The sequence below is a fragment of the Paracoccus sp. J55 genome, assembly GCF_000513975.1.
Classification (GTDB): Bacteria; Pseudomonadota; Alphaproteobacteria; order Rhodobacterales; family Rhodobacteraceae; genus Paracoccus.
Genome location: NZ_AZVA01000003.1, coordinates 24,890 through 47,223, shown reverse-complemented (window position 1 = coordinate 47,223; position 22,334 = coordinate 24,890). Strand labels below are relative to the sequence as shown.

General features: G+C 68.9%; 20 protein-coding genes. 10 read left to right on the top strand and 10 right to left on the bottom strand.

Annotated features, from left to right (window positions below):
• Window positions 1-11: 11 nt before the first annotated feature.
• From PARJ55_RS0104120 to PARJ55_RS0104090, 7 genes are all read left to right on the top strand, one after another.
• Window positions 12-2,978: a 2-oxoglutarate dehydrogenase E1 component gene (locus tag PARJ55_RS0104120; RefSeq protein WP_028711856.1), complete on the top strand. Its 2,967-nt coding sequence runs from the start codon at window positions 12-14 to the stop codon at window positions 2,976-2,978.
• A 1-nt stretch (window position 2,979) separates the two neighbouring features.
• Window positions 2,980-4,533 (top strand): 2-oxoglutarate dehydrogenase complex dihydrolipoyllysine-residue succinyltransferase, encoded by a 1,554-nt coding sequence (gene odhB / locus PARJ55_RS0104115; protein WP_028711855.1) that lies wholly within the window; start codon window positions 2,980-2,982, stop codon window positions 4,531-4,533.
• A 125-nt stretch (window positions 4,534-4,658) separates the two neighbouring features.
• A complete protein-coding gene (locus PARJ55_RS0104110) occupies window positions 4,659-5,540 on the top strand; it encodes a sulfotransferase family 2 domain-containing protein (RefSeq protein WP_028711854.1) in 882 nt (293 codons plus the stop codon).
• A 127-nt stretch (window positions 5,541-5,667) separates the two neighbouring features.
• Window positions 5,668-5,922, top strand: a complete 255-nt coding sequence (locus PARJ55_RS0104105; protein ID WP_028711853.1) for a hypothetical protein — start codon at window positions 5,668-5,670, stop codon at window positions 5,920-5,922.
• On the top strand, window positions 5,922-6,314 hold the full coding sequence (locus PARJ55_RS0104100; protein ID WP_028711852.1) for an MAPEG family protein: 393 nt from the start codon (window positions 5,922-5,924) through the stop codon (window positions 6,312-6,314). The genes PARJ55_RS0104105 and PARJ55_RS0104100 overlap by 1 nt, the downstream gene beginning before the upstream one ends.
• 48 nt (window positions 6,315-6,362) lie before the next feature.
• Window positions 6,363-7,757, top strand: coding sequence for a dihydrolipoyl dehydrogenase (gene lpdA, locus PARJ55_RS0104095; protein ID WP_028711851.1), 1,395 nt, complete (start codon window positions 6,363-6,365; stop codon window positions 7,755-7,757).
• Window positions 7,758-7,903: 146 nt separating this feature from the next.
• Window positions 7,904-8,398, top strand: coding sequence for a lytic transglycosylase domain-containing protein (locus tag PARJ55_RS0104090; protein ID WP_028711850.1), 495 nt, complete (start codon window positions 7,904-7,906; stop codon window positions 8,396-8,398).
• 48 nt (window positions 8,399-8,446) lie between these two features.
• Here the strand turns inward: PARJ55_RS0104090 and PARJ55_RS0104085 are convergent, their stop codons facing one another.
• Both PARJ55_RS0104085 and PARJ55_RS0104080 read right to left on the bottom strand, forming a co-directional pair.
• Window positions 8,447-8,887, bottom strand: a complete 441-nt coding sequence (locus PARJ55_RS0104085) for a GNAT family N-acetyltransferase (protein ID WP_028711849.1) — start codon at window positions 8,885-8,887, stop codon at window positions 8,447-8,449.
• Between the two features lie 11 nt (window positions 8,888-8,898).
• Window positions 8,899-9,738: a MoxR family ATPase gene (locus PARJ55_RS0104080; protein WP_028711848.1), complete on the bottom strand. Its 840-nt coding sequence runs from the start codon at window positions 9,736-9,738 to the stop codon at window positions 8,899-8,901.
• Window positions 9,739-9,898: 160 nt separating this feature from the next.
• On the opposite strand from PARJ55_RS0104080, the gene dksA reads away from it, so the two are divergent.
• Genes dksA through PARJ55_RS0104065 form a run of 3 tightly spaced genes read left to right on the top strand, consistent with a single transcriptional unit; the run spans window position 9,899 to window position 12,049 of the window.
• On the top strand, window positions 9,899-10,321 hold the full coding sequence (gene dksA / locus PARJ55_RS0104075) for an RNA polymerase-binding protein DksA (RefSeq protein WP_024842929.1): 423 nt from the start codon (window positions 9,899-9,901) through the stop codon (window positions 10,319-10,321).
• Window positions 10,322-10,361: 40 nt separating this feature from the next.
• Window positions 10,362-10,940: a DJ-1/PfpI family protein gene (locus PARJ55_RS0104070; protein WP_051416148.1), complete on the top strand. Its 579-nt coding sequence runs from the start codon at window positions 10,362-10,364 to the stop codon at window positions 10,938-10,940.
• On the top strand, window positions 10,937-12,049 hold the full coding sequence (locus tag PARJ55_RS0104065; protein WP_028711846.1) for an FAD-dependent oxidoreductase: 1,113 nt from the start codon (window positions 10,937-10,939) through the stop codon (window positions 12,047-12,049). The genes PARJ55_RS0104070 and PARJ55_RS0104065 overlap by 4 nt, the downstream gene beginning before the upstream one ends.
• A 72-nt stretch (window positions 12,050-12,121) precedes the next feature.
• Here PARJ55_RS0104065 and glmM read toward each other — a convergent pair whose 3' ends face one another.
• The 8 genes from glmM to PARJ55_RS0104025 form a co-directional block, all read right to left on the bottom strand.
• A complete protein-coding gene (glmM, locus tag PARJ55_RS0104060) occupies window positions 12,122-13,465 on the bottom strand; it encodes a phosphoglucosamine mutase (protein WP_028711845.1) in 1,344 nt (447 codons plus the stop codon).
• A 10-nt stretch (window positions 13,466-13,475) separates the two neighbouring features.
• Window positions 13,476-14,447, bottom strand: coding sequence for a dihydropteroate synthase (gene folP / locus PARJ55_RS0104055; RefSeq protein WP_028711844.1), 972 nt, complete (start codon window positions 14,445-14,447; stop codon window positions 13,476-13,478).
• A gap of 44 nt (window positions 14,448-14,491) precedes the next feature.
• Entirely contained in the window at window positions 14,492-15,274 is a 783-nt protein-coding gene (locus tag PARJ55_RS0104050) for a dihydroneopterin aldolase (protein WP_036713805.1), read from the bottom strand.
• Window positions 15,275-15,357: 83 nt separating this feature from the next.
• Window positions 15,358-15,894 carry a cell wall hydrolase gene (locus tag PARJ55_RS0104045; RefSeq protein WP_028711842.1) on the bottom strand — a complete coding sequence of 179 codons (537 nt, stop codon included), beginning with the start codon at window positions 15,892-15,894 and terminating at the stop codon, window positions 15,358-15,360.
• Window positions 15,895-16,121: 227 nt separating this feature from the next.
• Window positions 16,122-18,683 (bottom strand): putative PEP-binding protein, encoded by a 2,562-nt coding sequence (locus PARJ55_RS0104040; protein WP_051416147.1) that lies wholly within the window; start codon window positions 18,681-18,683, stop codon window positions 16,122-16,124.
• A gap of 158 nt (window positions 18,684-18,841) precedes the next feature.
• The gene (gene glyS / locus PARJ55_RS0104035) at window positions 18,842-20,899 is read right to left on the bottom strand and encodes a glycine--tRNA ligase subunit beta (protein ID WP_028711840.1); all 2,058 of its coding nucleotides are present in this window, start codon (window positions 20,897-20,899) and stop codon (window positions 18,842-18,844) included.
• Complete coding sequence (locus PARJ55_RS0104030; RefSeq protein ID WP_028711839.1) at window positions 20,899-21,381, bottom strand: DUF6446 family protein; 483 nt, start codon at window positions 21,379-21,381, stop codon at window positions 20,899-20,901. The genes glyS and PARJ55_RS0104030 overlap by 1 nt, the downstream gene beginning before the upstream one ends.
• Window positions 21,378-22,328 (bottom strand): glycine--tRNA ligase subunit alpha, encoded by a 951-nt coding sequence (locus PARJ55_RS0104025; protein WP_028711838.1) that lies wholly within the window; start codon window positions 22,326-22,328, stop codon window positions 21,378-21,380. Before PARJ55_RS0104025 ends, PARJ55_RS0104030 begins: the two co-directional genes overlap by 4 nt.
• Window positions 22,329-22,334: the final 6 nt, after the last annotated feature.

The window sequence follows — 22,334 nt, the reverse complement described above, 5'->3', positions numbered from 1 at the left end:
GAGGCAAGCCAATGAACGATCAATCCCCCAATTCGGCCTTCCACGATTCAAGCTTCCTGCAGGGCCATAACGCGGCCTATGTAGAGCAACTTTACGGCCAGTGGGCCCAGAACCCGGCGGCGGTCGATCAGGCCTGGGACGCCTTCTTCCGCAGCCTGGGCGACGAAGAGGCCGTGGTCACCCGCGAGGCCAAGGGCGCCAGCTGGCGCCGCGCCGACTGGCCGCCGGTGCCCTCGGACGACACCACCGCGGCGCTGACCGGCGAATGGCCGATGCTGCCCAAGGCCGAGGCCAAGGCGGCGCTGGACAAGATCGCCGCCAAGGCCGGGGAAAAGGGCGTCAGCCTGTCGGACGACCAGCTGAAGCGCGCGGTTCTGGACAGCGTCCGCGCCATCATGCTGATCCGCGCCTTCCGCATCCGCGGCCATCTCTATGCCGATCTGGACCCGCTGGGGATGCGCGACATCCCCGACCATGGCGAGCTGAAGCCCGAAACCTACGGCTTCACCGAGGCCGACCTGGACCGGCCGATCTTCATCGACAACGTGCTCGGCCTGCAGATCGCCACGATCCGCCAGATCGTGGATCTGATGAAGCGCACCTATTGCGGCACCTTCGCGCTGCAGTTCATGCATATCTCGAACCCCGAGGAAGCCGCCTGGCTGAAGGAGCGCATCGAGGGCTACGGCAAAGAGATCGCCTTCACCCGCGAAGGCCGCCGCGCCATCCTCAACAAGCTGGTCGAGGCCGAGGGCTTTGAAAAGTTCCTGCATGTCAAATACATGGGCACCAAGCGCTTTGGCCTTGACGGCGGCGAGGCGCTGATCCCGGCCATGGAGCAGATCATCAAGCGCGGCGGCGCGCTTGGGGTCAAGGACGTGGTGATCGGCATGCCGCATCGCGGCCGCCTGTCGGTGCTGGCCAATGTCATGGGCAAGCCCTACCGCGCCATTTTCCACGAATTCCAGGGCGGCAGCTACAAGCCCGACGACGTGGACGGCTCGGGCGACGTGAAATACCACCTCGGCGCCTCTTCGGACCGCACCTTCGACGACAATACCGTGCACCTGTCGCTGACCGCGAACCCCTCGCACCTGGAAGCCGTGAACCCGGTGGTGCTGGGCAAGGTCCGCGCCAAGCAGGACCAGCTTTCCGACCAGACCCACCGCACGGCGGTGCTGCCGATCCTGCTGCATGGCGACGCGGCCTTCGCCGGCCAGGGCATCGTGGCGGAATGCTTCCAGCTGTCCGGCATTCGCGGCCACCGCACCGGCGGCACCATCCATATCGTGGTGAACAACCAGATCGGCTTCACCACGGCGCCGCATTTCAGCCGCACCTCGCCCTATCCGACCGACATCGCGCTGATGGTCGAGGCGCCGATCTTCCACGTCAACGGCGACGACCCCGAGGCGGTGGTGCATGCCGCCCGCGTGGCGACCGAGTTCCGGCAGAAGTTCCACAAGGACGTGGTCATCGACATCTTCTGCTATCGCCGCTTCGGCCATAACGAGGGCGACGAGCCCATGTTCACCAACCCGGCGATGTACAAGGCGATCAAGGGCCACAAGACCACGCTGCAGCTCTATACCGACCGCCTGGTCGCCGACGGCCTGGTGCCCGAGGGCGAGATCGAGGAGATGAAGGCCGCCTTCCAGTCGCATCTGAACGAGGAGTTCGAGATCGGCAAGAACTTCAAGCCGAACAAGGCGGACTGGCTGGACGGCAAATGGTCGGGCATCGAGGCCGAACATGCCGAGGAAAACCTGGGCCAGACCGGCATTTCGGCCGAGACCATGGCCGAGATCGGCGGCGCGCTGACCCGGGTGCCCGAGGGCTTCGACCTGCACAAGACCGTGGGCCGGCTGCTGGAATCCAAGAAGCAGATGTTCGAGACCGGCAAGGGCTTCGACTGGGCCACGGGCGAAGCGCTGGCCTTCGGCTCGCTGCTGGTGGAGGGGCATCCGGTGCGCCTGGCCGGCCAGGACTCGACCCGCGGCACCTTCTCGCAGCGCCATTCCGCCTTCGTGGATCAGGCCACCGAAGAGCGCCACTACCCGCTGAACCATATCCGCGGCGGGCAGGCGCGCTACGAGGTCATCGATTCGATGCTGTCGGAATATGCGGTGCTGGGCTTCGAATACGGCTATTCGCTGGCCGAGCCGAACAGCCTGGTCATGTGGGAGGCCCAGTTCGGCGATTTCGCCAACGGCGCCCAGATCATGTTCGACCAGTTCATCACCTCGGGCGAGAAGAAATGGCTGCGCATGTCCGGCCTGGTGATGCTGATGCCGCACGGCTATGAGGGCCAGGGCCCCGAGCACAGCTCGGCGCGGCTGGAACGCTGGCTGCAGATGTGCGCCGAGGACAACTGGATCGTGGCCAACTGCACGACTCCGGCGAACTATTTCCATATCCTGCGCCGGCAGCTGAAGCGCCCCTTCCGCAAGCCGCTGGTGCTGATGACGCCGAAATCGCTGCTGCGCCACCCGCTGGCGGTCTCGACGGCGGACGAGTTCCAGACCGGCTCGACCTTCAACCGGGTGCTGGCGGACGATGCCGACCGCGGCAAGTCCGAGTTCAGGCTGGTGCCGGACGACAAGATCCGCCGCGTGGTGATCTGCTCGGGCAAGGTCTATTACGACCTCGCGCAGGCCCGCGACGCGGCCGGCGCCGAGGATGTCTATATCCTGCGGCTGGAGCAGTTCTATCCCTTCCCGGCCCAGACCATGTCCAAGGAGCTGGAACGCTTCAAGGACGCCGAGATCGTCTGGTGCCAGGAGGAACCCAAGAACCAGGGCGGCTGGACCTTCGTCGAGCCCAATATCGAATGGGTGCTGTCGCGCATCGGCGCCAAGCATGGCCGTCCGCGCTATGTCGGCCGCCATGCCGCGGCCTCGCCGGCCACCGGGCTTGCCTCGCGCCACAAGGCCGAGCAAGAGGCCCTGGTCCACGAAGCCATCACCATCGGGTCCTGACATGGCAGTGGAACTGCGCGTCCCCACGCTTGGGGAATCGGTATCCGAGGCGACGGTGGCCACCTGGTTCAAGAAACCGGGCGACCGCGTCGCCGTGGATGAAATGCTGTGCGAGCTGGAAACCGACAAGGTGACGGTCGAGGTGCCCTCGCCCGTTGCCGGAAAACTGGCCGAGATCGTCGCCCCCGAGGGCACGGTGGTCGCGCCCAATGCGCTGCTCGCGCAGATCATGGAACAGGGCGATGCCGGCCCGGAAGAAATGTTGCCCAAGGCTGATGCGGGCACGAAGGCTCAGGAAGGACAGAGGAAGATGAGCGGAAAATCCGTCGATGTGATGGTGCCCACCCTGGGCGAAAGCGTGACCGAAGCCACGGTGGCGACCTGGTTCAAGAAGGTCGGCGACAGCGTCGCGCAGGACGAGATGCTGTGCGAGCTCGAGACCGACAAGGTCTCGGTCGAGGTTCCCGCCCCGGCGGCGGGCGTCCTGGCCGAGATCCTGGCCCCCGAGGGCGCGACGGTCGAGGCCAGCGCCCGGCTGGCGATCATCACCGAGGGCGCGGCCGGCGCCGCATCGGCACCCAAGGCCGAAGCGCCTGCCGCGGCCGCGGCCGCCGTGCAGTCGCCGGGCGCCGGTCCGGAAACGCCCGCCGCCCGCAAGGATGTCGAGGACGCGCCCTCGGCCAAGAAGGCCATGGCCGAGGCCGGCGTCAGCCGCGACGCCGTGACCGGCACCGGCCGCGACGGAAGGGTGATGAAAGAGGACGTGGCCCGCGCCGCCGCGGCCCCGGCGCCTGCCGCCTCGCCCGCCCCTGCCCCGGCCCAGGCCCCGCGCGCGCCCAGCTCGGCCGACGACGCGGCGCGCGAGGAGCGGGTCAAGATGACCCGCCTGCGCGCCACCATCGCCCGCCGCCTGAAGGATGCGCAGAACACCGCCGCGATGCTGACCACCTATAACGAGGTGGACATGAAGGGCATCATGGACCTGCGCAACACCTACAAGGACCAGTTCGAGAAGAAGCACAAGGTCAAGCTGGGCTTCATGTCCTTCTTCGTGAAGGCCTGCTGCCACGCGCTGAAGGAGGTGCCCGAGGTCAATGCCGAGATCGACGGCGGCGACATCGTCTACAAGAACTTCGTCCACATGGGCGTGGCGGTCGGCACCCCGACCGGCCTGGTGGTCCCGGTGGTGCGCGACGCCGACCAGAAGAGCTTCGCCCAGATCGAGAAGGAGATCGCCGAGCTGGGGCTGCGCGCCCGCGACGGCAAGCTGACCATGGCCGAGATGCAGGGCGGCACCTTCACCATCTCGAACGGCGGCGTCTACGGCTCGCTGATGTCCTCGCCGATCCTGAACCCGCCGCAATCGGGGATCCTCGGCATGCACAAGATCCAGGAGCGGCCGGTCGTCGTCGATGGCCAGATCACCATCCGCCCGATGATGTATCTGGCGCTGAGCTACGACCACCGCATCGTGGACGGCAAGGGCGCCGTGACCTTCCTCGTGCGCGTCAAGGAGGCGCTGGAGGATCCGCGCCGCCTGCTGATGGATCTTTGATCGCTTTGGGGCGCGGCTTCGGCCGCCCCCTTCCTCATTGCCGGGTTCCATGTCGCCGTCCCCTGCCATCGCCACCCCGATCCGCCGCGTCGCGCCGGTCCCGCCTCCCGCGCGGAGTGCGGCGCATGGCTGAGGACGCGGCGACCCTCCCGGCCGGATCGGTCTTCCTTGGCCCGGCGCTGCCCCCCGGTCCCGCCACCGCGCAGGCCGAGGCCATGCGGCGCACCCATCCGCAGGACTTTCCCACCGCCGATGCGGCGGCGCAGTTCCTGCGCAGCATCCACATGCCCGCCAGCCTGCGCTGGGCCTTCCTGAACAACGGCAAATCCGGCACCAGCTCGGCCCGGCGCCTGTTGTTCCGGCTGGAATTCGGGGCTCCCCTGACCGCGGAATGGGACGTGCCCGGCGACATCAATTCCGACGCGGTCGTGCATCACCTGCAGGGGCCGGCCGGCATCCTGCGCCCGGCCCTCGCCATTCCCGAAGCCGCCGCGCGGCTGGCGGCGGCGCTGCGGATCACCACGGTCCGCCATCCGCTGGACCGCGCGCTTTCGGCCTTCGACCATCTCTGCCGCTCGCATGAGCTGCGCCATGGCTGGTTCGCGGCGGACCGGCTGCGCATGAACGCCCTGGTCGGCTTCGACTGGTCCCGGCATCCCCGCACGGAACAGGGCTTCGCGCGGTTTCTGGACTATGTGGCCTGCATCCGCGCCCAGGCCGGCGCCGCCGCGGTCGACCCGCATTGGCGCCCGCAGATCGAGAACGTCCGGCCCGCGCTGTTCCGCCCCGACCTAGTCGGGCGGGTCGAGGACATGCCGGGCTTTTTCGCCGCACTCGCCGCGCGGCTGGATCGCCCGCTGCCGGGGGATGCCGCCGACACCGCCTCGAACCGGCAGCATCATCGCAGCGACCGCGCCGCCCTGCTGAGCGCCGGGAACCGGGCGGCCATCCGGGCGCTCTATGCCGCCGATTTCGATTGGCTGGGCTATGATCCGGGGGATCGCTGATGCGTCTTTTCCCCCTTCCCGGCCGGCGCGGCGCGGCTCAAGGCAACCCAGGCAGCGGCCGTTCCGTTGAACGGCAGGTCGAAACTTGTCCCCGGCAGGGCGGCAAAAAGCTGAAAGGACTGAAGCCATGCAGATGATCGCGCATTACACCGTCGCGGGTTACGCCGCCTTCAAGACCGCTTTCGACGCCGATGCCGAGGATCGCGGCAATAACGGCCTGTCGCTGCTGCAGCTCTGGCGCGAAAGCGACCAGAGCGCTTGGGCGCTGTTCCAGGTGCAGGACGCCGCGGCCGCCAAGGCCTATCTGGAGGGCGCGGCGGGGGTCTTCAACAGCCAGGCCGGCGTCTCGGCCTCCGCGTTCCATTTCGTCGAGGCCGCCTGATGGCGGCCGAGACCACCGCGCTGGCGCTGGCGGCCTTGCTGCAGGCCGTGCAGATCGGCCTGGCCGCCGCCTCGATGAACCGCGACGTCGGCGCGAAATGGAACGCCAGCCCGCGCGACCGGCAGCCGGAATTCTCGGCCCTGACCGGGCGGCTGCGCCGCGCGGTGGACAACCATTTCGAGGGGCTGATCCTGTTCACCATCGCCGTGCTTCTGGTGGTGCTGGGCGATGCCGGCTCGCCCCTGACCGTGCTTTGCGCCTGGACCTATCTGCTGGCCCGGCTGCTCTACATCCCCGCCTATGCCTTTGGCTGGTCGCCCTGGCGCTCGGTCATCTGGGCGGCGGGGTTCGTCGCCACGCTGGCGATGATCCTGACCGCTTTGTTCACCTGACTCGAATGGCGGCGCCGAAGGCGCGCCGCGAACTGCAAGGAGACCCGAATGTCCACCTATGACCTGATCGTGATCGGCGCCGGACCCGGCGGCTATGTCTGCGCGATCCGCGCCGCCCAGCTGGGGCTGAAGGTCGCCTGCGTCGAGGGGCGCGAGACCCTGGGCGGCACCTGCCTGAACGTCGGCTGCATCCCCTCGAAGGCGCTTTTGCATGCCAGCCACATGCTGCACGAGACGCATGAGAATTTCGAGAAGATGGGCCTGGTCGGCGCCGCGCCGAAGGTCGACTGGCAGAAGATGCAGGGCTACAAGGCCGAGACGGTCGGCGGCAACACCAAGGGCATCGAGTTCCTGTTCAAGAAGAACAAGATCGACTGGCTGAAGGGCTGGGCAAGCATCGAGGCGCCCGGCAAGGTCAAGGTCGGCGACACCGTCCACGAGACGAAGAACATCGTCATCGCCACCGGCTCGGAACCGGCCAGCCTGAAGGGGGTCGAGGTCGACAACGCGGCCGGCATCGTCGTCGATTCGACCGGCGCCCTGTCGCTGCCGAAGATCCCCAAGTCGATGGTGGTGATCGGCGCCGGGGTGATCGGGCTGGAGCTGGGCTCGGTCTATGCCCGGCTGGGCGCCGAGGTGACGGTGGTCGAGTTCCTGGACGCCATCACCCCCGGCATGGACGGCGAGGTGCAAAAGCAGTTCCAGCGCATCCTGGCGAAACAGGGGCTGAAATTCGTCCTGGGCGCCGCCGTGTCCGAGGTCGAGGTCGAGAAGGGCAAGGCCGAGGTCAAATACAAGCTGCGCAAGGACGACAGCGAGCATGAGATCAAGGCCGAATGCGTGCTGGTCGCCACCGGCCGCCGCCCCTATCTCGCCGGGCTGGGCCTCGACAAGCTCGGCGTCGCGCTGACCGATCGCGGCTTCGTCCAGATCGATCAGCATTGGCAGACCAGCGTCAAGGGCATCTACGCCATCGGCGACGCGGTGCCCGGCCCGATGCTGGCCCACAAGGCCGAGGACGAGGGCATGGCGGTGGCCGAAGTCATCGCCGGCAAGCATGGCCATGTGAACTATGACGTCATCCCCGGCGTGATCTATACCACGCCGGAGGTCGCCTCGGTCGGCCTGACCGAAGAGGCCGCGAAGGAAAGCGGCCGCAAGGTCAAGGTCGGCAAGTTCCCCTTCATGGGCAATGCCCGCGCCAAGGCCCTGTTCCAGGCCGAGGGCTTCGTCAAGCTGATCGCCGATGCGGAAACCGACCGGGTCCTGGGCTGCCACATCATCGGCCCGAATGCCGGCGAGATGATCCACGAGATCTGCGTGGCGATGGAATTCGGCGCAGCGGCCCAGGACATCGCCCTGACCTGCCATGCGCATCCGACCTGCTCGGAAGCGGTGCGCGAGGCAGCGCTGGCCTGCGGCGACGGCGCAATTCACGCCTGATCGGCGGAACTTCACCGAAACCGCCGCCGCGCTGCGGCAATAATCCGCCGATGGGCCGCCCCGAACCGGGCGGCCCTTTCTTTTGCATTCCCCGACTCCGGCGGCTGTGGCTAATCCTTCGGGCAATGAAAAGCCAAGGGGCAGTCATGAAATCCATTATCGCACTGTTGGCGCTGAGCGGCGTTCTGGCTGTCAGCGCCTGCGGCGACAATCGGGTCGATCCCGACCGCCGCTATCTGGTCGAACCCCGCGCCTCGGCGGCCCAGGTCGCTGCGCTGCACCCGAACGAGACGCCGGAGCTGCGCCGGCTCATCCACAAATATGCCGCGGAATACGATGTGCCCGTCGATCTGGTGCAGCGCGTCATCATCCGCGAATCGACCCATCGGCCCGGCGCCCGCAACGGCCCCTATTACGGTCTGATGCAGATCCTGCCCGCCACCGCGCGCGGCATGGGCTATCGCGGCTCGCCCGCCGGGCTGCTGGATGCCGAGACGAACCTGAAATACGGCGTCAAATACCTGCGCGGCGCCTATATGGTCGCCGACGGCAACAAGGATGCCGCGGTGAAATGGTATGCCCGCGGCTATTACTACGAGGCCAAGCGCAAAGGCCTGCTGGAAGCCACCGGCCTGCGCTAAGGCGAGGGACAGCGGATCGCGGGGGCGGCCTTCGGGCCGCCCTTTGCATTACAGCTTGCGGTTGTAGCGGATGAAGGGCGACTTCTGGCCAACCCGGTCGTAGAGCATGCGGCCGGGATAGTTGTCCTCGGCCGTCAGCCAATAGACGGCGGGAACGCCGGCCCGGTCGGCCTCGGCATAGACGGCCTCGATCAGGGCGCGGGCGATGCCGCGGCCGCGCGCCTCGGGTGCGGTGAACAGGTCCTGCAGATAGCAGACCCCTTCGTCGCGCCACAGGTTCGGGTGAAAGACGTAATGCGTCAGCCCCAGCAGCCGCCCGTCCGACTCGGCCACCAGCCCGTGGAAGTCGCGCGGATCGCGCGCCATCAGCCGGGCAAAGGCGCGGTCGTAAAAGGACGGCGGCCGGTCGTCGAAGCCGTAAAAGGCCTGATACCCCTCGTAGAGCCGCTGCCAGCCCTTGCGATCCTCGGGGCGAAGCGCGCGGATCATCGCTGCCGCCCTCAGCGTTGACGGCGGGCCATGAAGGCCAGCCGCTCGAACAGCGCCACGTCCTGTTCGTTTTTCAGAAGCGCGCCGTGCAGCCGGGGCAGCATCTCGCCCGCCGGGCGCTTCAGGTCCTCGGGCGACAGGTCCTCGGCCAGGATCAGCTTGAGCCAGTCCAGAAGCTCGCTGGTCGAGGGCTTCTTCTTCAGCCCCTGCACCTCGCGCAGTTCCAGGAACTGGCTCAGCGCCTCGTCCAGGATGCGGCGCTTGAGGCCGGGATAATGCACCTCGACGATGCGCTTCAGCGTCTCGGCGTCGGGAAAGCGGATATAGTGGAAGAAGCAGCGGCGCAGGAAGGCGTCCGGCAGCTCCTTCTCGTTGTTCGAGGTGATGATGACCACCGGCCGGTGCCGGGCCACCACCGTCTCGCCGGTCTCGTAGACATGGAACTCCATGCGGTCGAGTTCCTGCAGCAGGTCGTTCGGGAACTCGATGTCGGCCTTGTCGATCTCGTCGATCAGCAGCACGACCTTGCCCGGCGCCTCGAAAGCCTGCCACAGCTTGCCCTTGCGAATGTAGTTCGCGATATCGTGAACCCGCGCATCGCCCAGCTGGCTGTCGCGCAGCCGCGACACGGCATCGTATTCGTAAAGCCCCTGCTGCGCGCGGGTGGTCGATTTCACGTTCCATTCGACGATGGGCAGGTCCAGGCTTGCGGCAACCTGCCGCGCCAGCTCGGTCTTGCCGGTGCCCGGCTCGCCCTTGACCAGCAGGGGGCGTTCCAGCGTGATCGCCGCGTTCACGGCCATCGCCAGATCCGCGGGCGCCACATAGGTTTCGGTCGAGGAAAACTGCATCCGCCTGTCCTTTGCGCAATCTGCGCGACCCTAGCCAGCAGCCGCCGGCTTCGCAAGCCGCGGGCGAAACCTGTCGGAATGGCCTAGTGACAATTGGTCTGCCATACTTTAAGGGGGCCGCAAGGATCGGGCATCCAGTCGCCCGGCTCCCGGAGGAACGATGAAAGCCCAGACCTTTCTGCCCGAAGATTATCGCCCCGCCGAAGACGAACCTTTCATGAACGAGCGGCAACTCGAATATTTCCGCCGCAAGCTGATCGCATGGAAGCAGGAGCTGCTCGACCAGTCCGCCGAGACATTGGAAGGTCTGCAGGACAGCGCCCGCAACGTGCCCGACCTGGCCGACCGCGCCTCCGAGGAAACCGACCGCTCGCTGGAGCTGCGCACCCGCGACCGCCAGCGCAAGCTGGTCGCCAAGATCGACGCGGCCCTGCGCCGCATCGAGACCGGCGAATACGGCTATTGCGAAATGACCGGAGAGCCGATCAGCCTCAAGCGGCTGGACGCGCGGCCCATCGCCACCATGACGCTGGAGGCGCAGGAGCGCCACGAGCGGCGCGAGCGCGTGCATCGCGACGACTGAGCCCGCAGCCGCCCCGGCCTCGCAACCCGAGGGAGCAAGCATGCCGGAGACAAGCCTGAAACCCGTGATGATCCTGTTCCTGGACAGGTTCGCGGATTGGGAAACCCCGCTGATCTCCGGTATCGGCGGGGATTTCTACGGTCTGAGGGTCCGCCACGTCACGCCGGGCGGCGGCACGGTCCGCTCGATGGGCGGGCTGACGGTGACCGGGCTCGAGGATGCGGTGCCGCGCGAGGACGAGGTGATCGTGCTTTGCGGCGGCGAAAGCTGGACGGGCGAAGCGCCCCCCGACCTGGCCGAGATGCTGCGCGCGGCACATGGCCGCGGCCAGACCGTCGCCGGGATCTGCGCCGGCACCCTGGCGCTCGGCCGCGCCGGGCTTCTGGACGGGCGCGACCACACCTCGAACGGGCTCGATTTCCTGCGCCACTGGCTGCCCGGCTATGACGCGGCCGACCATTACCGCGACCTGCCGCATGCCGTGGCCGATGGCGGCATCATCACCGCGCCCGGCACCGCGCCCGTGACCTTCGCCGCCGAGGTGCTGCGCGCCGCCGGCCTGCCGCAGGACAGGCTGGACGAATTCCTTGCCATCGCCAGCGCCGAGGTGCGCTGCTGACCCGGCCCCCCGTCACCATCATCGGCGCCGGCATCGCCGGCCTGACCGCCGCCTGCGCGCTGGCGCAGCGCGGCTTTGCCGTGACGGTGCTGGAACGCGCCGGCGCTCTGCGTGAGGTCGGCGCGGGCCTGCAGATCTCGCCCAACGCGGTGCGGGTGATCGAGGCGCTGGGGCTGTGGCCGCGCTTCCGGGCGATCTCGGTGCCCTCGCAACGGGTCGAGCTGCGCGATTCCGCCGGCCGGCCGGTCGCGGTGCTGGACCTGGCCCGATACCGCCCGCAGGACCGTTTCCGCCTTGTCCACCGCGCCCGGCTGGTCGCGCTGCTGGAACAGGTGGCACGCGAGGCCGGCGCCCGGATCGAGCTGGGCCATGACGTGACCGACCTGCCCGAGGTGCCGCTGCTGATCGGCGCCGACGGGGTGAAAAGCCGCCTGCGCCCGGCGCTGAACGGCGCCGAGGCCCCCTTCTTCACCGGCCAGACCGCCTGGCGGGCGCTGATCCCGGCCGAAGCCGATGCCGCGCCGGCGGCGCAGGTCTTCATGGGGCCGGGCCGGCATCTGGTCAGCTATCCGCTGGGCCAGGGCCAGCGCAATATCGTCGCCGTGGTCGAACGTCCCGACTGGCACGAGGAAGGCTGGTCGATCCCCGGCGATCCGGCCGAGCTGCGCGCCGCCTTCGCCCGCTTCGGCGGCCCGGTGCCCGGCTGGCTGGAACGGGTCGAGCGGGTCGGCATCTGGGGCCTCTTCCGCCACCCTGTCGCCGCGCATTGGCAGGACGGCAAACGGGCGCTGATCGGCGACGCCGCGCATCCGACCCTGCCCTTCATGGCCCAGGGCGCGGTCATGGCGATCGAGGATGCCTGGGTGCTGGCCGCCTGCCTCGATGCCGGCACGGATCAGGAAACCGCGCTGGCGCGCTTCCAGTCCCTGCGCCAGCCGCGCTGCCAGCGCATCGTCGAGGCGGCGAATGCCAATGCCCGCAACTACCACCTGCGCGGCCCGACCCGCGCCGTCGCCCATGCCGGGCTGCGCGCCGTCTCGCGCCTCGCCCCGGCCCGGCTGATCGAGCGTTTCGCCTGGCTCTACGATTACGACCCGACGGCGGTCTGACGCCGCGCCTGCACTTCTCTGTTTCCCAAATACCCATGCCAAGGCCGCCACCGGCACGGCCCGCGCAGACGGTCAGGCCGCCCGCTCCACCGCCGCGACGATACCCTCCACGACCTCGCGCAGCACGGTCTCGTCCTCGGCCTCGGCCATGACCCGGATCAGGGGCTCCGTGCCGGACTTGCGGATCAGCACCCGGCCGCAGCCGTCCAGCCGCGCCTCGGCGCGGGCGATCTCGGCCTTGACCGCCTCGACCGACAGCGGATCGGCGCCGGCGGCATAGCGCACGTTCTTCAGCAGCTGCGGCACCGGCTCGAACTGCGCCACCAGCTCCGAGGCCGGCCGGTCGCTATCCGACAGCGCCGCCAGGAATTGCAGGCTGGCGATCAGCCCGTCGCCGGTAGTGGCGTAATCGGTCATCACGATATGGCCCGACTGCTCGCCCCCCAGGTTGAAGCCCGCGCCGCGCATCCGCTCGACCACGTAGCGGTCGCCGACGGCAGTGCGCTCCAGCCGCAGCCCGCGGCCCTGCAGAAAGCGTTCGAGCCCGAGGTTCGACATCACCGTCGCCACCAGCGCCCCGCCGCGCAGCCGGCCCTGCGCCGCCCAGCGGTCGGCCAGCAGCGCCATGATCTGGTCGCCATCCGCCACCTGCCCCTTTTCGTCCACGATCATCACCCGGTCGGCATCGCCGTCCAGGCTGATGCCCATGTCGGCGCCGTGCTCCAGCACCGCGCGGGCGCAGGCTTCGGGATGGGTCGAGCCGAGGCCGTCATTGATGTTGTGGCCGTTCGGGGAAACCCCCAGCGGGATCACCTCGGCGCCCAGTTCCCACAGCACGTCCGGCGCGGCGCGATAGGCGGCGCCGTTGGCGCAGTCCACCACCACCTTCAGCCCGTCCAGCCGGTGCCCGGCCGGGAAGGTGGTCTTGGCATATTCGACATAGCGGCCGCGCCCGTCATCGATGCGCTTGGCGCGGCCGATGTTCTGCGGCTGGGCCGGAATGATCTCGCCCGCCACGATGCTCTCGATCTCGGCCTCGGCCTCGTCCGAAAGCTTGAAGCCGTCGGGACCGAAGAACTTGATGCCGTTGTCCTGCGCCGGGTTGTGGCTGGCCGAGATCATGATGCCCACATCCGCCCGCATCGAGCGGGTGAGATAGCCCACCGCCGGCGTCGGCACCGGACCCAGCAGCAGCACGTTCATGCCTGTCGAGGTCAGCCCGGCGGTCAGCGCGTTCTCCAGCATATAGCCGGACAGGCGGGTGTCCTTGCCGATGACGACGCGGTGGTGATCCTCGCCGTTGCGGCGGAAATAGCGGCCGGCGGCGGCGCCCAGGCGCAGCGCCATCTCGGCCGTCATCGGATGGGTATTGGCGCGGCCCCGGACGCCGTCGGTGCCGAAAAGTTTCCTGCTCATCTTGCCCCGCTCAACTCGTTTCTGTGGTCACGGCCCGCCAGAGGGCGAGGCCCTGCCGTGTTTCCGCCACGTCATGGACGCGGTGGATCTGTATGCCCTGCGCGATCCCCGCCAGCGTCACCGCCAGCGTGCCCGCCACCCGGTCCGCCGGATGCTCGGCCCCGCCGAGGCTGCCGATGAACCGCTTGCGCGAAACCCCCAGCAGCACGGCGCAGCCCAGCCCGTGATAGACCGAGATCCGCCGCAGGATCGCCAGATTATGCGCCTGCGTCTTGCCGAAACCAATGCCCGGATCGATCACGATCCTGTCGCGGGGAATGCCCGCCGCCTCGGCCCGGGCGATGCGCTCGGCCAGCGCGTCATAGACGTCCAGCAGCACGTCGCCATAGGTCGGATTATCCTGCATCGTCTCGGGGATGCCCTGGGCGTGCATCAGGCAGACCGGCACGCCCGCCGCCGCGACCGTCGCCGCCATGGCCGGATCGAAATCGAAGCCCGAAACGTCGTTGACCAGCCCCGCGCCCGCCGCGATGGCGACCCGCGCCACCTCGGCCTTGCGGGTGTCGATCGACACCGCCGCCAGTGCGCGACCCGCGGCGATGGCGGGGGTAACGCGGGCGATCTCTTCGGCCACCGGCACCTCGCGGGCGCCCGGCCGGGTCGATTCGCCGCCGATATCGAGGATCTCGGCCCCCTGCCCGGCCAGCAGCCGCGCCTGCGCCGCCCCATCATAGGCCCCGCCATCCGAGAAGCTGTCGGGCGTGGCGTTGACGATGCCCATGATGCGCGGGCGATCCATGGTCAGGCCCAGCAGCGGCGCGCGCGGCGCGGTCAGCGCGGCCAGCACCGCCTCGGGGGCGGCGTCCACCACGCGCGGCGGCTCGCCGCGCCGCAGAAGCTCGAATTGCGAGAAGCGCAGCCAGCCGCCGGCCAGTCGCCAGCGGCCCGTCTCGCAAGGGATGGGGCGGAAATAATCGGTCATGCTCCGGTCTCTACGCCGGCCGGCTGCCGATTCAAGCGCGAAGATCAGATACGCCCGGTCGGAATGCGAAAACCCGCCGGCACGGCCGGCTCCGCCGCATCCTGGGGTAGAGCCCAGTCCAGCCGGCTCGCCCCCAGCCGCTCGGCCAGCCACAGCGCCAGCGCCTGCGGTTCGGGTGCCAGCCCGGCCACGTCGCGCACCATGCGGGCCGGGGCCCAGACCACGGCGCGGCCCTCGCTCGCCGCCCAGTCCAACTCGGTGCGGCTGTCGGCGACGGTCAGGCCCAGGTGGCCGGCCAGGGCCCAGGCGGCCTGGTCCAGCGCCAGCAGCTCGATCTCGCGCGCATTGCCGCCCTGCGGCAGGGGCAGGCGCGGGGCGTCCGGGACCAGCGCCACCGCGCCTTCGGGCAGCGCCATGTCGCGGCCGTGAAAGACCACCCGGATCGGCGCGGCGACGTTGTCGGCCTCGACCCGCGCCTGGCGGCGCACCAGCGTCACGCCCAGGGCGCCGGGGATGCGGTCCAGCTTCTCGACCGTGACCGAGACCTGTGCGGCGCGCGGATGGGCGAGGATCTGCGCGGCGATTTTCTCGGCCAGCGTTTCCAGCAGGTCGTAGCGGCGATCCGCCAGCCCGGCCGCCACGGCGCCGGTCAGGATGTCATAGCTGAGGATCCGGTCCACCTCGTCGTTCACGCCGACGACATGGGTCGCCAGCTCGACATCGATGTTGAAGCGCAGCCGCTGCGGATGCCCACGCTCGGTCTGGAACGCGCCGATCTCGGCCGAAAGGATGTAATCGCGCAGGTGGATACGGTCAGGCTGGTCCATACCGCCCGTGTTTTCAGGAAAACGGCCCCGCCGCAAGAGACGGGACCGCGGAATCCACAGAAGGAATGCGTCAGCCCGCGGGCTCAGTTCGCGGCCAGCCGGCGATCCGAGCGATAGAAGGTATGGCTGCCGATGCGGGTCGTGCGCTCGAAACGCTTGGCCCAGGAGGGGCTGACGCCCCGGGCATGGAAATAGGTCGCGCCGTTGGTCAGCGTGCGCGGCGCACCGGCCAGCGCCGCCATGGCGACCTTCTGCACCCGGGCATAGGTGCCCTTTTCGCGGATGCGGGCGTTCTTGTTATAGGTGAACTGGCCGCGCTGGTTCACCACGCCGCAGACGGTCTTGGGGAAACGCGGGTGATCGACGCGGTTCAGGATCACCTCGGCCACGGCCTTCTGGCCTTGGACGCCTTCGCCGCGCGCCTCGAAATACAGCGCCTCGGCCAGGCATTGCAGGTCGGTGGGGTTGATCTGCACGGCGGCCTGACGGGCGCGGCCGGTCTTGGTTTCATAGGCGACCTGGTGCTGCCCATCGGCAAGGGCCGGAACGGTTGCGACAGGGGAAAAGGCGACAGCCACACACACGGAAACGCGCGCCAGCCATGACTTGCTAATCGACATGTTGGTCCTGTTTTCGGTCCGGGTCCGGCCCGGTCTGTTTCGTCGGAAGGGCCGCCCCGAGGTTCCCTCGCGGGCGGCGGTCTGGCGTTAAAGGCCCGAAACAGGACGCCCCTATCCAGCCCACATGGGCGTGAGCGGCGCGATTCGCTTGATTTTAAATGATTTTGGCGGAAACCCGCCGACGACAAAAAGGTTAACGGGCAGATTCCGGCCAAAACCGGCCGGGGCTAGGACCCGAACCAGGTCTGGGATTCCGTCTCTTCCCGCGCCATGAGAATCGATTCCTGCGCTGCAGCAAGGCGCGCCACCGGCACCCGGAAGGGCGAGCAGGAGACATAGTTCACCCCGGCCCGCAGGCAGAAGGCGATGGATTCCGGATTGCCGCCATGCTCGCCGCAGACCGAAATAGTGATGTCGGGCTTGTGGCTGCGGGCGCGCTCGGCACCGATGGCCACCAGTTCGCCCACCCCGTCGCGGTCGAGGATATGGAACGGATCCTCGGAATAGACGCCCTGGTTGACATAGATGCCCATGAAGCGGCCGGCATCGTCGCGCGACAGGCCGTAGGTCATCTGCGTCAGGTCGTTGGTGCCGAAGGACAGGAAAGCGGAATGCTCGGCGATGTCGCCGGCGCGCAGCGCGGCGCGCGGCGTCTCCACCATGACGCCCAGCCGATAGGTGAAATCCTTGCGCGTCTCGTTGCGGACGGCGGCGGCCACGGCGTCGATGCGGGTCTTGACCAGCTCGACCTCGCGCCGGGCGCTGACCAGCGGGATCATGATCTCGGGCACCACCGGCGCGCCGTTGTGGCTGGCCTCGATGGTGGCCTCGAAGATGGCGCGGGCCTGCATGTCATAGATCTCGGGGACGGTTATCCCCAGCCGCACGCCGCGCATGCCCAGCATCGGGTTGAATTCCGACAGCGCCTCGACCCGGCGGGTGACGTCCGACAGCGGCAGGTCCAGCGATTCGGCCAGTTCCCGCATCCCCTCGCGGTCATGGGGCAGGAATTCGTGCAGCGGCGGGTCGAAGAGCCGGATGGTGACCGGCAGGCCGGCCATGATCTCGAACAGCTTGGCGAAATCGCTGCGCTGCATCGGCAGCAGGCGTTCCAGCGACAGGCGGCGGTCCTCGGGCTTGCCGGCAAAGATCATCTCGCGCATGGCGGGCAGGCGCTCGTCGTCGAAGAACATGTGCTCGGTGCGGCACAGCCCGATGCCCTGGGCGTTGAACATGCGGGCGGTGCGGGCGTCCTCGGGCGTGTCGGCATTGGCGCGGATGCGGATGCGGCAATGCTGGTCGGCCCATTCCAGCAACTGGGTGAAGCTTTCGTCCAGCGCCGGCTCCAGCATCTCGGCGGCGCCGGCCAGCACCTCGCCCGAGGTGCCGTCGATGGTGATCTCCTCGCCCTCGTGGAAGATGCGCCCGCCGATCAGCATGGTCCGGGCGCGCGAGTCGATCGAGATGCCGCTGGCGCCGACGATGCAGGGCAGGCCGATGCCGCGGGCGATCACCGCGGCATGGCTGGTCATGCCGCCGCGCTCGGTCAGCACGGCGACGGCGGCATGCATGCCGCGGATGTCCTCGGGCACCGTCTCGCGACGCACCAGCACGCAGCGCTCGCCCCGCGCCTCGGCGGCCTGGGCGGCGGCGGCGGTAAAGACGATGCGGCCGGTGGCGGCGCCGGGGCTGGCATTGATGCCGCGGACGATGACGTCGCGGGGCGCGCGCGGATCGACCTGGTGGTGCAGCAGGTCGGAAAGCGCCCGCGGCTCGACCCGCATCACCGCCTCTTCCGCCGGGATGATGCCGTCGCGGGCCAGCGCCACGGCGATGCGCACGCTGGCCCGCGAGCTGCGGATGACCCGCACCGCATCGATGATCGAAAGCCGGCTGTCCGAGACGACGAATTCGATCTGCATCTCCTCGCGCAGCCTTTCGCGGGCGGCGACCCCGAACCGGACCAGGTCGGCAAAGACCTCGGGCGCGGCCTCCTCCAGCGAGGGGCCGCGCGGGTCCCGGGTCAGGTAGAGCGTCTCGGCCCCCTCGGCCTTCGAGCGGCCCTGGGTCTGGCCGCGGAACCGGCCGGTGATGCGCGACGCGCCGGTCACGCTGTCGACGAACTGGATGGTGCCCGAGCCGGTGACGCCCGGCCCGATGGCCAGCGCCATGTCCTGCACCACCAGCCCCAGCGGTGCGATGGCCGGCGCCCCCTTGGCCTGGCGCAGAAGCCGCGCGGTCGGCCCGTCCCAGGCCCGCGCCATGCTACGCAGCACCTCGGCCAGCTGCTGGGTCGGGTCCTGGGGGAATTCCTCGTCCGTCTCGTCCTCATAGGCGCGCAGCGCCGCGTCGAGCCCGCCCTCGCTGTCCGAGAACATGTCGGGGTCGAGCCGGGCAACATGGATGGCATAGGATTGCACGAAGCCCAGATAGATCGCGTCCGCCGCCGCCTTGCCGCGGGTCTGGACCAGCCGGGCGTGGCATTCGTGGTTGATGCCGACGTTCAGCACCGTGCCCGGCCCGCCCCAGGCCGGGTTCATCGCCGAGGGCCGCACGCTGACCAGCCCGTCGGCGCGCTCGATGATGGCGGCGAGGCGGGCGCGGTCGGGCATCTGGCCGGCGGCGATGGCGCGCACCGCCTCGGCCGACAGCGCGAAGCTGGTCGGGACCGGCAGCTCCATGCGGATCAGGCGCTGCAGGCATTTTGCGCGCCAGCCGTGGCGTGCGGCCTGGATCCCCGCCGAGGGGGTGATTTCGACGATGGCTCCGGGATCTGTCAGCGCGGTCATGATGCCGTCACATTAGGCATGGCCGGCGCATTGCTGCAAGTGCGAAGAAAGCCGGAGGCGAGAGCGGAGGCGGGGGCTCTGCCCCCACGCCCCTGCGGCCCCCGACGGGGCCGCAGGGGCGTTCCCCCGGGATATTTGCGCAAGAAAGAAGCCGGGAGTCAGCCCTCGATGCGGCCGAAATCCGCGATCAGCCGGCCGGCCTCGCGGATGCGCGAGAGCAGGTTCAGCCGGTTGCGGCGGGTGATCTGGTTGTCGGTGTTGATCTGCACCGCCTCGAAGAAGGCGTCGATGGGCGCGCGCAGGCTGGCGATGCCCTGGGTCGCGGCCTGGAAATCCTCGAGCCGGACGGCCTCGCGGATCGCGGGCTCGGCCTTGTCGAGGGCGGCGAAAAGGGCGCGTTCCTCGTCGGTCTCGGAGAATTTCGGATCGGCGCCGAAGCTGTATTCGACGCCGTCCTTCTCCTCGGCCTGGGCGAGGATATTGCCGGCGCGTTTCAGCCCTTGCAGCAGGTTGGTGCCGTCCTCGGTCTTGAGCACGTCGTTCAGCGCGGTGGCACGGTTGACCAGCAGCACCAGGTCGTCATTGCCGGGCATCGCCAGCACCGCGTCGATGATGTCGTGGCGGATGCCCTGGTCGCGCAGATGGACCTTCAGGCGGTCGTGGAAGAAGGCGATGAGGTCGGCGGCCGCGGCATCCGGATTGGCTTTGGCGAAGGTTCGGCCCAGATTGGCCCGCACCCCGTTCACCAGCACCAGCCGGATCACCCCCAGCGCGGCGCGGCGGAGTGCGAAGGGGTCTTTCGAGCCGGTGGGCTTCTCGTCGATGGCCCAGAAGCCGGTCAGCGTGTCGAGCTTGTCGGCCAGCGCCACCGCCACCGACACCGGCGCCGAGGGCACCGCATCCGAGGGGCCGAGCGGCGAGTAATGGTCGCGGGCAGCATCGGCCACCGGCTCGGGCAGGCCGGCCTCCAGCGCGTAATAGCGGCCCATGATGCCTTGCAGTTCCGGGAACTCGCCGACCATGGCCGAGCGCAGGTCGAGCTTGGCGATCTTGGCCGCCTGTTCCGCCTGATCGGCATCGGCGCCGACCAGCGGCGCGATCTCGCGCGCCAGCGCCGCGATGCGGGCGATGCGATCCGCCTGCGAGCCCAGCTTGCTCTGGAAAGTGACCGATTTCAGCCCTTCGGCCCAGTCGGCCATGCCCGCCCGCGCCTCGCGCAGGTCGTTGTCCCAGAAGAAGGCCGCGTCCGAGAGGCGGGCGGCCAGCACGCGCTGGTTGCCCTTCAGGATCGTCTCGCCATGGTCGGGGGTCTCGATATTCGCCACGGTGACGAAGCCCTCGATGCGGCCGGTCCTGGGATTGCGGGCCGAGAAGAATTTCTGGTGCTCCTTCATCGAGGTCTGCAGCACCTCGGGAGGCAGCGTCAGGAAGCGGTCCTCGATGGCGCCCATCAGCGGCACCGGCCATTCGACAAGGCCCGCGACCTCGGTCAGCAGGCCCTCGTCCGGCACGATCTCCCAGCCGCGGGCGAAGGCGAGGTTCGCCGCCTCCTGCCGGATCGCGGCCTCGCGTTCGGCGGAGTCCAGCATGACGCGGGCGCGGCGCAGCCTGGCGGCGTAATCCTCGAAGCCCGAGACGGCGATCTCGTCCGGGGCCATGAAGCGGTGGCCGCGGGTGGTGTTGCCGGCGCGGATGCCGTCGATCTCCAGCGGCACCACCGCGGCGCCGGATTCGTCCGAGAGCAGGCAGAGGATGGAATGCAGCGGCCGCACCCAGCGCAGGCTGCCCGAGCCCCAGCGCATCGACTTGGGCCAGGGGAAGTTGCGGATCGTCGCCTCCAGCACCTCGGCGACGATCCCGGCGGCGGGGCGTCCCGGCTTCACGATGGTGGCGAACCAGACCTGGCCCTTCTTGTCGTCGCGCGCTTCCAGCTGGTCGCGGGTCAGACCGGTCGAGCGCAGGAAGCCCTCCAGCGCCGCCTCGGGGGCGTCGGTGCGGGGGCCCTTGCGCTCCTCGCGCGTGGTCGGGCTTTCCGCGGTCAGCCCCTCGATGGCCAGCGCCAGCCGGCGCGGGGTCGAGAAGGCGCCGGCCGAGCGGTAGGTCAGGCCGGCCTCGACCAGCCCGTCGGTGACGAGTTTCTTCAGGTCCTCGCGGGCGCGGGCCTGCATGCGCGCCGGGATTTCCTCTGAGAACAGCTCGATCAGCAGGTCGGGCATCAGTCCATCACTCCGCGTTCGGGGGTCTTGTCGTTGAATTGGTGCCAGGCAAAGGCGCGGCCGTCGGGATAGACGACGATCACCCGGTCCACGTCGGGGCGGATCTCGGCCTGGCCCAGCACGGCGCGCGCCGCGCCGGATTCCAGGTCGGCGGTCAGTGCCCGGGCGGAATAGCACTTGAACCAGCCCGGCCCGTTCAGCGGCGTCGCGGCGGGATAGGGCGCGGCATCGGCCAGCCCGGCAGGGTCCAGCGTGAAGCAGGCGCGATAGCGGATCGGCGAGCTTGCCGCGTCGATGGCCTTGAAATCGCCGACCGCGACCGGATGCGTCGCGCCCTGCGCGTCGGTGACGACGATCTCTTGCGCGCCGCTGATCTCGTCCACCTCGTCATAGAAGCCGTAGACCTGCAGATACCAGACGGCAAGGCCGGCCATGACGGCCACCAGCACCAGCATCGAGGCGACGATCTTGCCCGAGCTCATGCCGCCTCTCCCCCCGCCGCGCCCGCGGCCTCGGTGGTCACGAACAGGTCGGCGCAGCGTTTCGCCAGCGCGCGGACGCGGCCGATATAGGCCTGGCGCTCGGTGACCGAGATCACGCCGCGCGCGTCCAGCAGGTTGAACAGGTGGCTGGCCTTGATCGCCTGGTCATAGGCCGGATGCGCCATCGGGATGCGGCGCCCGGCGCCGTCCGTCTCGGCCGCGGTCAGGATGCGGTCGCATTCCGCCTCGGCATCCTTGAAATGCTGGAACAGCATGCCGGTATCGGCCTGCTCGAAGTTCCAGCGGGAATATTCGCGCTCGGCCTGGCGGAAGACGTCGCCATAGCTCAGCGGGATCGGGCTGCCGGGCGGGTTGAAGGGCATGTCCATCACGTGCTCGACCCCCAGCACATACATGGCCAGCCGCTCCAGCCCGTAGGTCAGCTCGCCCGAGACCGGCTTGCAGTCATGGCCGCCGACCTGCTGGAAATAGGTGAACTGGCTGACCTCCATGCCGTCGCACCAGACCTCCCAGCCCAGGCCCCAGGCGCCCAGCGTCGGGGATTCCCAGTCGTCCTCGACGAAGCGCACGTCGTGGATCATCGGGTCGAGGCCGATGGCCTTGAGGCTGCCCAGATACAGGTCCTGCAGGTTGGCGGGCGAGGGTTTGATGATGACCTGATACTGGTAGTAGTGCTGCAACCGGTTCGGGTTCTCGCCATAGCGGCCATCCGTGGGGCGGCGCGAGGGCTGGACATAGGCCGCAGCCCAGGGCCGGGCGCCCAGGCTGCGCAGTGTCGTGGCCGGGTGGAAGGTGCCGGCGCCGACCTCCATGTCATAGGGTTGCAGCACCGCGCAGCCCTGTCCGGCCCAATAGGATTGCAGGCGCAGGATCACGTCCTGAAAGCAGACGGGTTTCGCCGTCTGATTGTCCTTTGGGCTGGTCATCGGGGC

Bases quoted from the DNA above. Each gene is read 5' to 3' on its own strand.
- PARJ55_RS0104105 (WP_028711853.1), top strand. From the start codon at position 5,668: ATGCAGATGATCGCGCATTACACCGTCGCGGGTTACGCCGCCTTCAAG.
- PARJ55_RS0104120 (WP_028711856.1), top strand. From the start codon at position 12: ATGAACGATCAATCCCCCAATTCGGCCTTCCACGATTCAAGCTTCCTG.
- glmM (WP_028711845.1), bottom strand. From the start codon at position 13,465: ATGAGCAGGAAACTTTTCGGCACCGACGGCGTCCGGGGCCGCGCCAAT.
- PARJ55_RS0104040 (WP_051416147.1), bottom strand. From the start codon at position 18,683: ATGACCGCGCTGACAGATCCCGGAGCCATCGTCGAAATCACCCCCTCG.
- PARJ55_RS0104080 (WP_028711848.1), bottom strand. From the start codon at position 9,738: ATGCAGTTTTCCTCGACCGAAACCTATGTGGCGCCCGCGGATCTGGCG.
- PARJ55_RS0104050 (WP_036713805.1), bottom strand. From the start codon at position 15,274: ATGGACCAGCCTGACCGTATCCACCTGCGCGATTACATCCTTTCGGCC.
- PARJ55_RS0104100 (WP_028711852.1), top strand. From the start codon at position 5,922: ATGGCGGCCGAGACCACCGCGCTGGCGCTGGCGGCCTTGCTGCAGGCC.
- dksA (WP_024842929.1), top strand. From the start codon at position 9,899: ATGAAAGCCCAGACCTTTCTGCCCGAAGATTATCGCCCCGCCGAAGAC.
- PARJ55_RS0104030 (WP_028711839.1), bottom strand. From the start codon at position 21,381: ATGAGCTCGGGCAAGATCGTCGCCTCGATGCTGGTGCTGGTGGCCGTC.
- PARJ55_RS0104085 (WP_028711849.1), bottom strand. From the start codon at position 8,887: ATGATCCGCGCGCTTCGCCCCGAGGATCGCAAGGGCTGGCAGCGGCTC.
- PARJ55_RS0104045 (WP_028711842.1), bottom strand. From the start codon at position 15,894: ATGTCGATTAGCAAGTCATGGCTGGCGCGCGTTTCCGTGTGTGTGGCT.
- PARJ55_RS0104070 (WP_051416148.1), top strand. From the start codon at position 10,362: ATGCCGGAGACAAGCCTGAAACCCGTGATGATCCTGTTCCTGGACAGG.
- PARJ55_RS0104110 (WP_028711854.1), top strand. From the start codon at position 4,659: ATGGCTGAGGACGCGGCGACCCTCCCGGCCGGATCGGTCTTCCTTGGC.
- PARJ55_RS0104090 (WP_028711850.1), top strand. From the start codon at position 7,904: ATGAAATCCATTATCGCACTGTTGGCGCTGAGCGGCGTTCTGGCTGTC.
- PARJ55_RS0104025 (WP_028711838.1), bottom strand. From the start codon at position 22,328: ATGACCAGCCCAAAGGACAATCAGACGGCGAAACCCGTCTGCTTTCAG.
- odhB (WP_028711855.1), top strand. From the start codon at position 2,980: ATGGCAGTGGAACTGCGCGTCCCCACGCTTGGGGAATCGGTATCCGAG.
- folP (WP_028711844.1), bottom strand. From the start codon at position 14,447: ATGACCGATTATTTCCGCCCCATCCCTTGCGAGACGGGCCGCTGGCGA.
- lpdA (WP_028711851.1), top strand. From the start codon at position 6,363: ATGTCCACCTATGACCTGATCGTGATCGGCGCCGGACCCGGCGGCTAT.
- glyS (WP_028711840.1), bottom strand. From the start codon at position 20,899: ATGCCCGACCTGCTGATCGAGCTGTTCTCAGAGGAAATCCCGGCGCGC.